The organism is Paraburkholderia sp. BCC1886 (assembly GCF_900996245.1).
Lineage (GTDB): Bacteria > Pseudomonadota > Gammaproteobacteria > Burkholderiales > Burkholderiaceae > Paraburkholderia.
In genome coordinates, this window is sequence record NZ_CAAJGK010000074.1 from 264,594 (window position 1) to 279,886 (window position 15,293).

The window sequence follows — 15,293 nt, forward strand, 5'->3', positions numbered from 1 at the left end:
GTTGAACACGGCGTCTGGGTGCGCCGGTAAGTGAATGTGAATGGCGGGCGGCGGCTCGATCGTGGCGGACGACGACGCTCGCTCACGGGCCAGTGCGCATATCAGGCGCTGCTCAGGTCACGATGAACAGCAGAATCAGCCCGAGCACCATCACGATCAGGCCGCCGACGCGAATCTGATGCGGGGGCCGCTCCGCTATTTTACGGAACGTGTCGCGCCAGGCGCTGGGAAACACGAAGGGAAACATGCCTTCGATGATCAACATCAGCGCGATCGCGAGCAGTAACGGGCCGGCTATATTCATGCGATTGAAGACGCCGCGATACGGATGCCGCGGCGTTCCGGTTATCAGTGTTTGCGCGCAACCGCGGGAGCGTCCGGCGCGGCGCCGCCGGTCGGGCTGCGCATGAAGCGGAAGAACTCGCTGCCAGGATCGACCACGATGACGTCGCCCGGCTTGAACGTGTTCCGGTAGGCCTGCATGCTTTCGTAGAACTGGTAGAACTGCGGGTCGGCGTTGTACGCATCGGCGGCGATTTCCGCCGACTTCGCATCGGCCTCGCCCTTGATGGTCTGCGCCTGACGATAGCCGTCGGCAAGAATCGCCTGCTGCTGGCCGAGCGCATCGGCCTTGATCCTGTCGGCTTCGGCGGTGCCTTTAGCGCGTTCGTCGGCGGCAACCTGCTGGCGCTCGGCGATCATCCGCTTGTACACCGTGTCGGCCATCGACGCCGGGAAATCCAGCCGCGTCAGCTGCAGGTCCACGATAGACACGCCCAGCGAAGCCGCGGCCTGGTTCATCGTGACGCGCGCTTCGTCGGCGACGGCCTGCTGCTTCGCGAGCGCATCGGCGAGCGTCAGCTTGCCGAACGCGTCGCCGAGTGCGCTGCGCGACAGCAGCGCGAGACGTTCGGGCAAACTCTGCACGTCGCCCCTGGTTTGCGCCAGCAGTTTCAGCGGATCGGTCACGCGGTATTTGACGACCGGATTGGCCAGCACGTCGATTTTGTCGGACGTGACGTAACGGTCTTCGTCCGGCGCGTCGAGCGACTGGATGCGGCTGTCGACCAGCGTGAGGGTTTGCAGCGGTGGCGGCAGTTTGACGTGCAGGCCGGGACTCAGCACCGTCGGCGCGGTGTCGCCGCGCGACGACAGCACGGCCAGATGCCGCTGGTCGACGACGAATACCGTCGACGCCGCAGCGAACAGCACGATAACGACGGCGACGACGAGCGCAATGATCTTGTTCATGATGTGCGCTCCTTATTGAACGTCGTCTTCACGCATACGGCTGCGGAAGGCATCGCGGGAACGCAGCGCGTCGCTGCTGGCGGCCGCCTGGCTGGCGGGTGAAGCGGTGGCCGGCGCGGAGGCGAGCGGCGCGGGCGCGTTGGCCGTGTTGGCCGTGTTGGCCGCGCCTGCCGATTGCGGGTCGGGCGAAATCGTGGCTGGAGGCGTCGTGGCGCTAGACGTCGATGCACCCGAGGCGCCCGACGCACTCGCGGCGGACGAAGCACCCGAAGCTGCCGAAGCGGCATCGGCCACGCGCTGACGCGTCTGTTCGACCAGCTTGTCGAGCGGCAGATACAGCACGTTGTTGCCGTTCTTGCTGTCCACAAACACCTTGGTCGTATTCGAATAGATCTGCTGCATGGTTTCCAGATACATGCGCTCGCGGATCACAGCAGGCGCCTTTGCGTACTGCGCGTAGACCTGCTTGAAGCGATCGGCGTCGCCTTGCGCCTGCGCGACGGTCTTGTCGCTATAGGTCTTTGCTGCGTCGATCTGACGCGCCACGTCGGCCTGCGCGCGCGGCAGCAGATCCGCCGCATACGCCTGCGCGTCGTGTTTCGCGCGCTCGTTTTCCTGACGGACTTTGGCGGCGTCGTCGAAGGCTGCCTGCACCTGAGCCGGCACCTGCACGCTTTCGATCGTCACGCCCGTGACGGCAAGACCGGATTGATACTGATCGAGCGATTGCTGGATCGACGTGATGAGTTGCTGGCGAATCGCTTCGCGATCCTCATAGAGCACGTCGTTCGCGCTCTGCGTACCGACGATGCCGCGCACCGCCGCCTGCGCGGCCTGCGCAACGCTCTGGTCGGGGTCGACGGTATGGAACAGATAGTCGGTCGGCTGCTTCACCTGGTACTGCACGGCGAAACGGACGTCGACGATGTCGGCGTCGTGCGTGAGCATCGACGCGTCCTTGACGTTGGCGAGACGCACCACGTTGTTGCGGCCCACTTCGATCTGACGGATCTGACCGACGTTGACGAGCTCGTGCGCTTCGAACGGATACGGCAGACGCCAGTGCACACCCTGACCCGCGGTGTAACGATACTGGCCGAATTGCATGACGACCGCGGCCTGACCATCCTGCACGACGAACACACCACTGCCGAGATAGATGGCGACCAGCACGCCGATGACGATACCCACACCGATACGCGCGCCGCGCCCGTTGTCGGGACGGCCGCCGCTCGTGCCGCCACCGCCCTTGCGGCCGACCAGCCGGCTCAAACGACGATTGAAGTCGCGCCACATCTCGTCGAGATCGGGCGGACCTTCGCCTTCTTTGGGAGGACGTTTGGGCTCGTTGGGCCGTTGCCGGTCGCCATTGCCGTCGCCCCGGCCCCAACGCGGATCGTTCAGTGAAAGCATGGCGCGCATGCGCAGCCAGATACTCCGCTCGTTGTAATCGTTCACCTGTGTTCGTTCACCAGAGTAGACAGCGGGTCAGTGCAATGGGAGCGGGTCAATGCCCGGGTTCTGTGACCTTGTGGTCGTCGTGCGGTGCCGCCGACCGGTCTTCTTCCAGGTCCTGCTCCAGGCTTTCTTCCGGGTCTTGCCCGAGGTGTTCCTCGCGGGCATCTTCCAGCGGATCGACCTGGGGATCGGAATCCGCATCGGACCCAGACCCGGAACCAGACCCGGAACCGGACTCGAACCCGGACACGGGATCGGACTCGAACCTGGGATCGGACTCGAAATCGGAAAGAGGTTCGGCAGTAGCGATTTCAGCGATGGCTGCGCGCAATGTGTCCAGCCCTTGTCCCGTGCGCGCGCTCAAAAAGACGCGCGAAATATTACCATACTCATCCCGCTCGACCGCCTCACCCCGAGCCGCCAACTCAGGCACCGCGTCGATCTTGTTGAACACCAGCACCTGCCGTATGTTGTCCGCGCCGATGGCGTGCAACACCTCGTTCACCTGATCGATCTGATCGAGACGCACGGCGCTCGACGCGTCGACCACGTGCAGCAGCAGATCGGCGTGAATGGTTTCTTCGAGCGTGGCACGGAAGGCCGCGACCAGTTGGTGAGGCAGCTCGCGGATAAACCCGACCGTATCGGACACGACCACCTGCCCTGCTTCGTCGCCGAGATAGACGCGTCGCGAAGTGGTGTCGAGCGTGGCGAACAGTTGGTCCGCGGCATAGGCCTGCGCTTTGGTCAGTGCGTTGAACAGCGTCGATTTGCCCGCGTTCGTATAGCCGACGAGCGACACCGACATGGTCTGATTGCGCGAGCGTTGACGACGCTGCGTGCCATGCTGACGCCGCAATTTGTCGAGCCGGATCTTGAGCGCCTTGATGCGCTCGCCGATCAGGCGACGGTCGGTTTCAAGCTGCGTTTCACCCGGGCCGCGCAAACCGATACCGCCTTTTTGCCGCTCGAGGTGAGTCCATGCGCGGATAAGTCGCGTGGACAGATACTGCAGTTGCGCAAGTTCGACCTGCAGCTTGCCTTCATGGCTGCGGGCGCGTTGCGCAAAAATATCGAGGATGAGGCTGGTGCGATCGATCACGCGGCGGTTAAGCGCCTGCTCCAGATTGCGCTGCTGCGCAGGTGCCAGAGCGTGATTGAAAATGACGAGTTCGATGTCGTTCGCCTCGCATGCGAGACGTAGCTCTTCGGCTTTACCGCTGCCGACGAACATCTTCGCGTCCGGACTGGAACGACGCCCGGTGAGGGTGACTATGGGATTCGCGCCCGCGCTTTGCGCGAGCAGACTGAGTTCTTCGAGACTGGCTTCGAAATCGATCTTACCGAAGTCGATGCCGACAAGCGCTGCATTGATCAAATTGGAGGGTATCAAAATAAGGCGGCCGGAGTAATCGCCAACGGGCGACGATTTGCCGGCCGCGACAGGGGTTAGGACTGTTCGGAATCCGGGTGGAAATTCACTGGACGGGCCGGCACGACCGTTGAAATGGCGTGCTTGTAGACCATCTGGGTGACCGTATTCCGGAGCAACACGACGTACTGGTCGAACGATTCGATGTTCCCTTGAAGCTTGATGCCGTTGACCAGGTAGATCGACACCGGCACATGCTCTTTACGCAGTGCGTTCAAAAACGGGTCTTGTAACAATTGCCCTTTGTTGCTCATAGCAAACTCCGTATTTTTTTTGCAGGTTGACTGAATTGACGACGAAGAAAAAGAAATCCGCCATCAACCGCTACACTATAGCCGATTTTCATTTTTGGGCGAGGGCCGGGGCATGGCACCCAAACCCAGCATCCACGCGGGTTTCAGCCTTTATCCGCGTAAGGGTTCGTCGACGATCTGAACTCTATGCGCAATGGAGTCCCGATCAGCTTGAAAGTTTCCCTGAAGCGGTTTTCGAGGTAGCGTTTGTACGTTTCGGTGATCGCGTCGAGCGCGTTACCGTGAATCACGATGATCGGCGGGTTCTGTCCACCCTGGTGCGCATAGCGCAATTTCGGACGTACCGGACCACGTCGACGCGGTTGCTGGAACTCGACCGCATCGATCAGTGCACGTGTGAGTTTGGGCGTCGGCAACTTCGCCATCGCAGCCGCGTAAGCGTCGTCGACCGAGCGCATCAACGGACCAATTCCGGTTTTTTCCGCAGCGGAAATGAAGTGGAACTTGGCGAAGTCGAGAAATTTTAGTTTGCGCTCGAGGTCCGCTTTCGTGCGCTCGCGCACATGCGGGTCGAGACCGTCCCATTTGTTCACGCCAACAACTAGTGCACGTCCCTGCTCCACCACGAAGCCGGCGATATGCGCGTCCTGCTCCGAAATATCCTGACGTGCGTCGAGCAGCAGGATCACCACGTTCGCATCGGAAATCGACTGCAGCGTTTTGACCACCGAGAATTTCTCGATCGCTTCGAACACCTTGCCGCGCCGACGCAAACCGGCAGTGTCGATCAGCGTGTACGGCTTGCCTTGACGCTCGAAGTCGACGTAGATCGAATCGCGCGTGGTGCCCGGCATGTCGAACGCGATCACGCGCTCTTCGCCGACCAGCGCATTGATCAGCGTCGACTTGCCGACGTTCGGGCGACCGACGATGGCGATCTTGACGCCGCGCGCCGCTTTTTCGTCGTCGGCCTCTTCCGGCTGACCGGCATAGGCGACGCCGAGCGCCTCGTTGATCATTTCGGTGACGCCGTCGCCGTGCGCCGCGGAAATTGCACGCGGGTCGCCGAGTCCGAGTTCGTAGAAGTCGGCGGCGACCATGCTGTACTTCATGCCCTCCGCCTTGTTGACCACGAGGAAGATCGGCCGGCCGACCTTGCGCAGATAATCGGCGATCGTCTTGTCTTGTGGCGCCAGTCCGTTGCGACCGTCGACGATGAACACGACGACGTCCGACTCTTCGACCGCCTGGCGCGTTTGACGCGCCATCTCGTGCAGGATGCCGTCTTTCGCGACCGGCTCGAAGCCGCCGGTATCGACGACCAGATACGGGCGCTCACCGGCGCGGCCTTCGCCGTAGTGACGATCGCGGGTGAGACCGGGCAAGTCGGCAACCAGCGCATCGCGCGTACGCGTGAGCCGGTTGAATAGCGTGGATTTCCCCACATTGGGGCGCCCAACCAGGGCAATAACGGGTTTCATCAGATGTTGTTCACGGTGAAACGCGGGATCGACGATCGACCGCCGCGTAGCGACGCCATGCGGCCGCTACACGGCAGCGTTTGACGCAAATTATCACGAATTCGGCCGGCCCCGGACGCGCTGTCGATATGCGCACCCGGGCGGACGGGGGTTTGGCTGATAGGACGGCGCTTCAGGGCCGCCGGCAACGAAGTATGCTGCCAGGCGACGCACGCGCCCGTTCGAACAAGGCTCTCTGCATTAGCGACGCGAAAAGCGCCGCAGCTAGCGATGCAGGCGACGCCGAAGGTGGCGCAGCAAGCGCCACCGCTGGGCCACATGCTGGCCCACGCGGGACCACGCTGGACCACATGATGAGGCCGTTTTCCCGACCTGCCGGACCAGCCAGTCCGGCGGAGCTTTTTTACTTATCCTCCAGTCCTACAGAAACGCGCATGGCCGGCGAAGCCGGCCTGCGCGCCCGACGGTCATCCAGCGACCGTCAAACAACTCTCACATTCAGCGCGGACGATAACCGTACAGGTCGCCGTCACGCGTTTGTACGACCAGCGTCTCGCCGGCCAGCACCGGCGCCGCGCTGATCGCGCTGCCGTCGGTCTTCACGCGTGCCACCAGGGTACCGTCGTCGCGCGACAGGAAGTGCACATAGCCCTGATAGTCGCCGAACACAGCGGCGTGACCCAATAGATAGGGGACGCCGAGTTCGCGGTTCTTGAGCTTGTCGTTCTTCCACAGCGGTGCGCCGCTGTTCTCGTCGAACGCCGAGACCACCGACCAGTCATCTGCTGCCACGACCACCCGGTCGTCCTGCGCGAGACCGCTTGCGCTCGAGAACGCCTGTTCCCACAGCGCGCGACCCGAGTTCGCGTCGAAGCAGCCAATTTGTCCCTGGAACGTCACCGCGCAGGTTTCCGAGCCGACCAGCGTGGGCGGACCAGTCACGTCGTTGATGCGCTCCACTTCCGTCACGCCTTTCGGATACGACACCGGCGTTTGCCAGTAGCTATCGCCCGTTTGCAGATTGATGGCAGAGAATGCGCCGCCCGGAAAACCGGCCAGCACGGCGGCATCGCCGGCGAACGTCATGCCCGAGGACACACGCAGATTCAGCGGCACTGCGCGGTTACGATAGTTCCACTTCTGCTCGCCGGTTTGCGCGTTGAACGCCACGATCTGACCGTCGACCGTGCGCACCACCACCAGACCGTTGCCGACCAGCGGCGGCGAGATGATTTCGCCCGGCGCCTTGGCGGTCCACAACTGCTTGCCGTCCGCGCCGAGCACGTACACATCGCCCTTCAGGCCGCCGACCGCCGCCAGCGTACCGTCGCTGCCGACACCCGCCGACAGGTCGTCGTGCAGCTTGACGCGCCAGATGTCCTTACCGGTTTGCGCATCGATCTTCGCCACCGAGCCGTTCGCGCCCGCGGCGTAGATGGCATCGCCCACGGCCACCGGCGAGAACAGATAGCGACCTGCCTTGCCCACGCTCGACTTCCAGGCCTGCTGAACATCGAGTACGGGTTTGAACTCGGTGAGCGGCGTCGGCACGCGGCGGTCGTCTTTCGTGGATGAGCAAGCCGCCAGGGTGAGCACGGTCATCGCACAGGCAACGGGCACAGCGTAACGTTTCAGCAGATTCATCGGTGGACGCAGCATTCAGGAAATGGATTAAAAAAGAGCAGTTGGTCGTTGCAGGCGGCGCACTGCACGCGGCGTTCAGCCGCCCAGCGCGTCCAGCTTGAACTGGATCAACTGACGTGCCGAGCTATCGTCTTTCGACAGCGAATCGAGCGCGAGCTTGTAAGCCGTGCGCGCGTCGTCACGTTTGCCTTGTGCGGCGAGCAGGTCACCGCGGCCATTGGCCACGAGCCCCTTGAAAGCGTCCGACTGCGGTTCGGCGAGCAAGGCCAGACCCTGGTCATAAGCCTTGTCGTCGAGCAGCAGCGACGCCATGCGCAGCTTCGCGATCTGCTTGTACTCGTCGTCTTTTGCGTGATCGATGGTCCATTGCAACTGGGCCTTCGCCGCGGGTTCGTCACCTGCGGTATACAGCGCCTTGGCGGCGCCGAGCGCGCTCATCTGCGCATAGGCGGTGCTGCTGAACTTGTCTTCCATGTCGGTGGCGGCGCGCGTGATCTTCGCTTTATCGCCCGATGCCACCGCTTGCTGGACCTGATCGTACAGAACCGCGGCTTCCGCGGCCTGATGCCGCTGCCAGTAATTCCAGCCGTTCCAGCCGGCTGCGGCCACTAGCGCTATCAGCACGATCCACGTGGTCGAATTACCCCACTGCGTCCACCATGCCTTCAAACTTTCAATCGATTCTTGTTCGTCGTGGTAACTCATCGCCCGGCGATTTCCTCTTTCTTGATACGTGTGCGTGTCGAACCAGCAGGCTCGACGACATCGCGATCAGTCGTCGCCATCTTCGGCGGTTGCAACCATCGCATTGATTAGAAATTCGGTCAAGTCTTCGGCGGGCACGTTTTGTTGCTCGCTTTTACCGCCGTTAGAATTGGTGTCGCGCAATGCCTTGACGCCAACCGTGCCGTTGGCGATCTCGTCTTCGCCGAGCACCACCGCGAATGCGGCGCCGCTCGCGTCGGCACGTTTCATCTGCGACTTGAAGCTGGCCGTCTGGCCGTCGGCGCTGCAATGCAGGATGACGTCGAGACCCGTGTCACGCAGACGCTCGGCAATGATGAACGCCTGCTCGCGCGCGGCGTCGCCCTGATGGACGACATACACGTCGCAGCCTTCGTCTTCCGGCACGAGGTCGTCTTCTTTCAGCAGTTCGAGAATGCGCTCGACGCCCATCGCCCACCCACATGCGCCGGTCGGCTTGCCGCCGAGCTGTTCGATCAACGGATCGTAGCGACCGCCGGCCGCCACCGTTCCCTGTGCGCCGAGCTTGTCGGTCACCCACTCGAACACGGTCAGGTTGTAATAATCCAGACCGCGCACCAGACGCGGGTTGATCGTGAACGGAATGTTGTTCGCCTTCAGAATGCGCTGCAGACCTTCGAAGTGAGCACGCGATTCTTCGCCGAGAAAATCGATCAGCCTGGGGGCGTTCTGCGCGACTTCCTGCATGGCCGGATTTTTCGTGTCCAGCACGCGCAGCGGGTTCGTGTACAGACGCCGCTTTGCTTCTTCGTCGAGCACGTCCATGTGCTTTTCTAGGTAAGCGATCAGTTCGACCCGGTGCGCCGCGCGTTCGCTGGCGTGGCCGAGCGAGTTCAGTTCGAGCTTGATGCCGAACAGACCCAGGTCGTCCCACAAACGCTGGCACATCATGATGATTTCAGCGTCCGTGTCGGGACCGGCAAAACCCAGCGCTTCGACACCGACCTGATGAAACTGACGATACCGGCCGCGCTGCGGACGCTCGTGACGGAACATCGGGCCGATGTACCACAGGCGCTTCGGGCCGTCGTACAGCATGTTGTGTTCGATCGCGGCGCGCACGACAGCGGCCGTGTTTTCCGGTCGCATGGTCAGGTTTTCGCCGTTCAATGCGTCGGTGAAGCTGTACATCTCTTTTTCGACGATGTCGGTCACTTCGCCGATACCGCGCTTGAACAACTGCGTGTGTTCGACGATTGGAGTACGGACGTTTTGATATCCGTACGAACGCACCATCGACTTCACGGTCGCTTCAAAAAATTCCCACAGCCCGGCGTCCTGCGGAAGGATGTCGTTCATGCCCTTCACGCCGGACAACTTTTCGAGCTTTTTCTTCTGTTCGTTCATCTGTCTTGGTCGACGGTATTTAGTTGATTGCTTCGGCGTTGTCGGCCTTGGCGCGGCCGTAGCTGCGCTCGACGTAGTCGCTGACGATCTGCTGGAATTCCTGCGCGATGTTCTCGCCGCGCAGCGTCTTCACTTTTTCGCCGTCGATGAACACCGGCGCGGCGGGATTCTCGCCCGAACCCGGCAAGCTGATGCCGATGTTCGCCTGCTTGGATTCGCCCGGTCCGTTGACGATGCAGCCCATGACCGCGACGTGCATTTTTTCGACGCCGGGGTACTGGTCGCGCCAAACCGGCATTTGCGTGCGCAGATAGGTCTGGATTTGCGAGGCCAGTTCCTGGAACAGCGTGCTGGTGGTCCGGCCGCAACCGGGACATGCGATCACCATCGGGGTGAACGAACGCAGCCCCATGGTCTGCAGGATTTCCTGGCCGACGATCACTTCGCCGGTACGCGACGCGCCTGGTTCCGGCGTGAGCGAAATACGGATGGTGTCGCCGATCCCTTCCTGCAGCAGCACCGACAACGCGGCCGTCGACGCGACGATGCCTTTCGATCCCATGCCCGCCTCGGTCAGCCCGAGATGCAGCGCGAAGTCGCAACGCCGCGCCAGTTCGCGGTACACGGCGATCAGGTCCTGCACGCCGCTGACCTTGCACGACAGAATGATCTTGTTGCGCGGCAGACCGATTTCGACCGCACGTTCCGCGGAGCCGATGGCCGACTGGATCAGCGCTTCGTACATTACGCTTTGTGCTTCCCACGGCGTGCTGCGGGCCGCGTTCTCGTCCATCATTTTCGCGAGCAGGTCCTGGTCGAGACTGCCCCAGTTCACGCCGATGCGCACCGGCTTGTCATACCGCGCGGCCGCTTCGATCATCTGCGCGAACTGCGTGTCGCGCTTCGCGCCGTGGCCGACGTTGCCCGGGTTGATCCGGTACTTCGACAGCGACTCGGCGCATGCCGGATAGTCGCGCAGCAGCAGATGGCCGTTGTAGTGGAAATCGCCGACCAGCGGCACGGAAACGCCCATGCGGTCGAGCTGCTCGCGCACCGCCGGCACGGCCGCGGCCGCCTCCGGCGTGTTGACCGTGATACGCACCAGTTCCGAACCGGCTTGCGCGAGTTCCTTGATCTGGATTGCCGTGCCGATCGCGTCCGCGGTATCAGTGTTGGTCATCGACTGGATGCGCACGGGCGCATCGCCGCCGATCGTGACGAGCTGGCCGCCCCAACGGACGTCGACTGCATGCGAGCGACGCCGCGTTGCGTGGCCGCCGAACACCGGTTCGGTCGAAACGATCTTGCTACTGGATTGGGATTGAGCTTCGGATTGCATCGAAAAACCCATTTACGCCGCACGCGCTACACGAGCCGTAGCGCCTGAATTGAAAAAGCGCCGCGACCGGTCTGGCCGCGGCGCGCACCATGTTCTCAAGGCAGCGCAAAGCGCGCCACATTACCCTTTGCCGCCGAATATTTAGCCGGATCGACCGGCTGGCCGTCGAGCGTCAACGACTCGAGACCGGCGCGGTTGCCGACGGTGACCTTGAACGGAGCCACGCCCGTCACTTCCTTCGTGTCGCCTGCGTGGACAAGGCCGGAGAACACTTCCTTGCCGTCGTTGCCGCGCACGCTGAACCAGCTGTCCTGTTTCACTCGCAAGGCGACCTGCGCCTGGCCTGCCGCCGGTGCGACTGTTGCGGTGGCCGTCGCCGTCGCCGTCGCGCCTGAAGACGCTGCTGCCGCGGGCGCCGGTGCGGACGAAGCTGCCTGCGGTAACGCGGTCATTGCCGTGACCGGTACCGCAGACGACGATGCGGTGCCGGTTGCCAGCGGTGCGGGCATCGGCGTTGCCGAGGCCGCATTGTCGCCGCTTTGTGCTTCCGGCGTGGACGCCGCTTCCAAGGCGAGCGCTTCCGAACCCGCGCCCTGACTTTGCGCGACCGCTCCCGAGGCGCCCGTTGCGCTTCCCGGCGAACTGCTCGCGCTGGCCTTCAACCGCGCGAGCCACGCCGATGACTCGCCACTATTCGTATGCCACATGCCGAGCGCGATAACCGCGACGACGACGGCTGCCACGCCCCACAACCATGACCGGCTTTTCTGTCCGCTCCCGCCTAGCGACAGCGAAACACGCCCACGCGGCAAATCGCGACCGGAAGAAGCCGGCATCGACAGATTGGGTGCCGGGACGCCTTTTTCACGTCGCAATACTTCGGTGAACGGCGTGGGATCGGCGCCGAGCATTTTTGCGTAGCTACGCACCACGCCGAGCGCAAACGTCGTGTCCGGCAAATGCGTGAGATCGCCGGATTCGAGCGCGCGCAGCTTGATTGCGGACACCTTGAGACGGGCGGACACGTCGTCGATCGTCCAGTTTTTCGACTCGCGCAATTGGGTCAAGCGCGCGCCCACCGCTGCCAGCGAATCCATCGGCGGCTGCACGGCAGGCTGCACCGCTGCCCGCGCGCCCGGCGCCGGGCGGCCTTCGTTGGTCTCTGTGTCGTGCGGCTGCGGGTGCTGCGGCTCACTCATCCCAAATCCTTTAGCGTCGATTTTTTCACTCGTGCAACCCGGGTAGGCGCCGGCCTCACGCCCTGACCTCACACCCGATTCGCAGACCGTTTATAACAAAATGCGCGGCCTCTTGTGCCGCTTCCGATCGCTTCTGCAAACTTTCTTTTCAATCAACGACCAGGCGACGCTTTTTCTTACGCGGTGCCTGCTTGCGATTCCGGCCGCTGCCCCGTGGCCGTCCTGCGTCGGTCCGGCTAAATAGCCCGGACCTCGATGATCCTGGCGGCCTTGCCGGTGCGTTCCGCTAGCCTCGTGCGGTCTTTCACCGCGCCGGCCAGCTGACCGCAAGCCGCGTCGATGTCGTCGCCGCGCGTTTTACGCACGGTCGTGACGACGCCCGCGTCCATCAGCACTTGCGCAAACCGTTTGATTTGCTCGTTCTTCGAGCGCAACAGCCCCGACTCCGGGAACGGATTGAACGGGATCAGATTGAATTTGCAAGGTATGTCGCGTGTGACGGCCAGCAATTCGCGCGCTTGCGCTTCGCTGTCGTTCACGCCGTCGAGCATGCAATATTCGAACGTGATGAAATCGCGCGGCGCGACCTTGAGATACCGCTGGCAGGCTGCCATCAGTTCGCGCAGTGGATACTTCTTGTTCAGCGGCACCAGCATGTCGCGCAGCGGGTCGGTCGGCGCATGCAGCGACACCGCGAGCGCGACCGGCAGATCGGCGCCTAGACGGTCCATCATGGGCACCACACCCGAGGTGGACAACGTGACGCGGCGCCGTGACAGGCCATACGCGTTGTCGTCGAGCATGAGACGCATGGCGGGCACGACCGCGTCGTAATTGAGCAGCGGCTCGCCCATGCCCATCATGACGACGTTGGTGACGACGCGCTCGCCTTTGCCGTCGCCGCCCGTCGCCCGGCCACCATCCGCGCCGCGGGTCGCGCGCAGAGCAAATTCGGCCATACGCAACTGGCCGATGATTTCAGCGGTAGTGAGATTCCGGGAAAAACCCTGCTTTCCGGTGGAACAGAAACGGCAGTTGACGGCGCACCCGGCCTGCGACGACACGCAAAGCGTGCCGCGTGTTTCTTCGGGGATATAGACGGTTTCGACCGCGTTGCTGTTGCCGACGTCGATCAGCCACTTGCGTGTGCCGTCGGTAGAAATATTGTCGCTGACGATGCCCGGCATCGAGATCGTGGCGCGTCCCTTGAGCTTTTCGCGCAGAGACTTGGCCAGGTCCGTCATGCCGTCGAAATCGGCCGCATTGTATTGATGAATCCAGCGCTGCAATTGCTTGGCGCGAAACGGCTTCTCGCCCAGGCTGCCGCAGTAGGCGACAAGCCCTTGGGCGTCGAGGTCGAGAAGGTTGACGGTGGAGCCGGTCGTCATATCGAATCCTGCCATTTCAGTGCGAGACTACGTTCATGCAACAAGCTGCATGAACGCAATGCCGATCGCGCCCATTCCTGCTGCTTTTACCTTACTACTTTGCCCGGCGATTCGTGCGACAAATCCGGTCGGCGGCACGAATCGCGCGGGGCTTGCGCATCGGTCTGACAAGCGTTGGCCGGGCTCAGGTTAGAACCGCGCCGGGCCAGCGCCGGAATCACGCGAATATCAACGCGAGTAGACGTTGACTTGCGGGAAGAAAAACGCGATTTCGACAGCGGCCGTTTCAGCAGCGTCCGAGCCATGCACGGCATTGGCGTCGATGCTGTCGGCGAAGTCGGCGCGGATCGTGCCCTTGTCTGCCTTCTTCGGGTCCGTTGCACCCATCAGCTCACGGTGCTTCAGGATGGCGTTTTCGCCTTCCAGCGCCTGCACGACCACCGGGCCGGAAATCATGAAATCGACCAGGTCCTTGAAGAACGGACGTGCTGCGTGCACAGCGTAGAACTTCTCTGCGTCGGCGCGCGACAGGTGAACCATGCGCGATGCCACGATCTTCAGACCAGCGTTTTCGAAACGGCTGTAGATCTGGCCGATCACGTTCTTGGCCACTGCGTCCGGCTTGATAATCGACAGGGTGCGTTCGATCGCCATAAAAACTCCAAAAAATTATGAGGTTACAGATTCAAATGAATCCGCTATTGTAGCATGTTCCCGTGTATGATTTCGATTGAACCCTTACAACTCTGAAAGGGTTCGCGCACGGAATTCTGATTGCTGGTAGCGTAGGGCCTGCGGTCATTTTCAGGGCATTGAAACTCCCCGCCCGCGCATCAATCTTAGACATGAACCAGGTTGCGGCGCACCGCGTTTCCAGGCGGCGCCGCTCCGGCTAGATCACCATCACGTAACACGCTTCCGACGTAAGGAGAGACCATGAACGATCATCCGTATAGCTTTGGCCGCACTGGTGCGGTCAGCACGGTCGAAACACGCAACCGCGTGCTACGGAACACCTACTGGCTGCTGGCGCTGTCCATGATCCCGACCGTGCTCGGCGCCTACGTGGGTCTGGCAACGGGTTTCTCGCTGTTCGCCGCCACCAGTCCCGCCATGAGCATGCTGGCGTTTTTCGCCATCGCGTTCGGCTTCATGTTCGCCATCCAGAAAACAAAAGACAGCGCAGTCGGCGTTTTCGTTCTGCTCGGCTTCACGTTCTTCATGGGCCTGATGCTGTCGCGCATCCTGAGCTTCGTACTCGGCTTTTCCAACGGCCCGTCGCTGATCATGCTTGCCTTCGGTGGCACGGGTGTGATCTTCGCGTCCATGGCCACCATCGCCACGGTCAGCAAGCGCGACTTTTCTGGTCTCGGCAAGTGGCTGTTCATGGGCGTGATCGTGCTGCTGCTGGCTTCGGTCGCGAACATCTTCCTGCATCTGCCCGCGCTGATGCTCACGGTGTCGGTCATGGCCATCGTGATTTTCTCGGCCTACATGCTGTTCGACGTGCAGCGCGTCGTGAACGGCGGCGAAACGAACTACATCACCGCCACGCTCGCGATTTACCTGGATCTCTACAACGTGTTCGTGAACCTGCTGGCGATCCTCGGTATCTTCGGCGGCAATCGTAACTAAGTGCTGACGTGCAGGCCGAACCGGCCGGCACAAAAAAGCCCATGGCGAGCAATCGTCATGGGCTTTTTTTATCGCCGCCGCGCCGCCGCGACAAACGATG

Annotated in this window: 14 protein-coding genes; 1 reads left to right on the plus strand and 13 read right to left on the minus strand. The window is 62.2% G+C overall.

Going from position 1 to position 15,293, the window contains the following annotated elements; all coding sequences use genetic code 11:
* Positions 1 to 112: 112 nt before the first annotated feature.
* From FQ746_RS25720 to ndk, 13 genes are all read right to left on the minus strand, one after another.
* A complete protein-coding gene (locus FQ746_RS25720; protein ID WP_144112598.1) occupies positions 113 to 304 on the minus strand; it encodes a DUF2065 domain-containing protein in 192 nt (63 codons plus the stop codon).
* 44 nt (positions 305 to 348) lie between these two features.
* On the minus strand, positions 349 to 1,251 hold the full coding sequence (hflC, locus tag FQ746_RS25725) for a protease modulator HflC (RefSeq protein WP_144112599.1): 903 nt from the start codon (positions 1,249 to 1,251) through the stop codon (positions 349 to 351).
* A 12-nt stretch (positions 1,252 to 1,263) separates the two neighbouring features.
* The gene (gene hflK, locus FQ746_RS25730) at positions 1,264 to 2,709 is read right to left on the minus strand and encodes an FtsH protease activity modulator HflK (RefSeq protein WP_144112600.1); all 1,446 of its coding nucleotides are present in this window, start codon (positions 2,707 to 2,709) and stop codon (positions 1,264 to 1,266) included.
* 49 nt (positions 2,710 to 2,758) lie between these two features.
* Positions 2,759 to 4,087, minus strand: a complete 1,329-nt coding sequence (gene hflX, locus FQ746_RS25735) for a GTPase HflX (protein WP_409932433.1) — start codon at positions 4,085 to 4,087, stop codon at positions 2,759 to 2,761.
* A 71-nt stretch (positions 4,088 to 4,158) separates the two neighbouring features.
* Positions 4,159 to 4,395, minus strand: coding sequence for an RNA chaperone Hfq (gene hfq / locus FQ746_RS25740; protein ID WP_006051315.1), 237 nt, complete (start codon positions 4,393 to 4,395; stop codon positions 4,159 to 4,161).
* Between the two features lie 143 nt (positions 4,396 to 4,538).
* Positions 4,539 to 5,876 carry a ribosome biogenesis GTPase Der gene (gene der / locus FQ746_RS25745; protein WP_144112601.1) on the minus strand — a complete coding sequence of 446 codons (1,338 nt, stop codon included), beginning with the start codon at positions 5,874 to 5,876 and terminating at the stop codon, positions 4,539 to 4,541.
* A gap of 498 nt (positions 5,877 to 6,374) precedes the next feature.
* Positions 6,375 to 7,520 carry an outer membrane protein assembly factor BamB gene (gene bamB, locus FQ746_RS25750; RefSeq protein ID WP_144112602.1) on the minus strand — a complete coding sequence of 382 codons (1,146 nt, stop codon included), beginning with the start codon at positions 7,518 to 7,520 and terminating at the stop codon, positions 6,375 to 6,377.
* A gap of 75 nt (positions 7,521 to 7,595) precedes the next feature.
* Entirely contained in the window at positions 7,596 to 8,225 is a 630-nt protein-coding gene (locus tag FQ746_RS25755; protein ID WP_144112603.1) for a tetratricopeptide repeat protein, read from the minus strand.
* 66 nt (positions 8,226 to 8,291) lie between these two features.
* Entirely contained in the window at positions 8,292 to 9,632 is a 1,341-nt protein-coding gene (gene hisS, locus FQ746_RS25760; RefSeq protein WP_144112604.1) for a histidine--tRNA ligase, read from the minus strand.
* Positions 9,633 to 9,651: 19 nt separating this feature from the next.
* Positions 9,652 to 10,983, minus strand: a complete 1,332-nt coding sequence (gene ispG, locus FQ746_RS25765) for a flavodoxin-dependent (E)-4-hydroxy-3-methylbut-2-enyl-diphosphate synthase (RefSeq protein WP_144112605.1) — start codon at positions 10,981 to 10,983, stop codon at positions 9,652 to 9,654.
* Positions 10,984 to 11,066: 83 nt separating this feature from the next.
* Entirely contained in the window at positions 11,067 to 12,170 is a 1,104-nt protein-coding gene (locus FQ746_RS25770; protein WP_144112606.1) for a RodZ domain-containing protein, read from the minus strand.
* A gap of 236 nt (positions 12,171 to 12,406) precedes the next feature.
* Entirely contained in the window at positions 12,407 to 13,558 is a 1,152-nt protein-coding gene (gene rlmN, locus FQ746_RS25775; RefSeq protein ID WP_144112607.1) for a 23S rRNA (adenine(2503)-C(2))-methyltransferase RlmN, read from the minus strand.
* Positions 13,559 to 13,786: 228 nt separating this feature from the next.
* Positions 13,787 to 14,212 carry a nucleoside-diphosphate kinase gene (gene ndk, locus FQ746_RS25780; protein ID WP_144112608.1) on the minus strand — a complete coding sequence of 142 codons (426 nt, stop codon included), beginning with the start codon at positions 14,210 to 14,212 and terminating at the stop codon, positions 13,787 to 13,789.
* 282 nt (positions 14,213 to 14,494) lie between these two features.
* On the opposite strand from ndk, the gene FQ746_RS25785 reads away from it, so the two are divergent.
* Positions 14,495 to 15,193, plus strand: a complete 699-nt coding sequence (locus FQ746_RS25785) for a Bax inhibitor-1/YccA family protein (protein ID WP_144112609.1) — start codon at positions 14,495 to 14,497, stop codon at positions 15,191 to 15,193.
* Positions 15,194 to 15,293 lie beyond the last annotated feature (100 nt).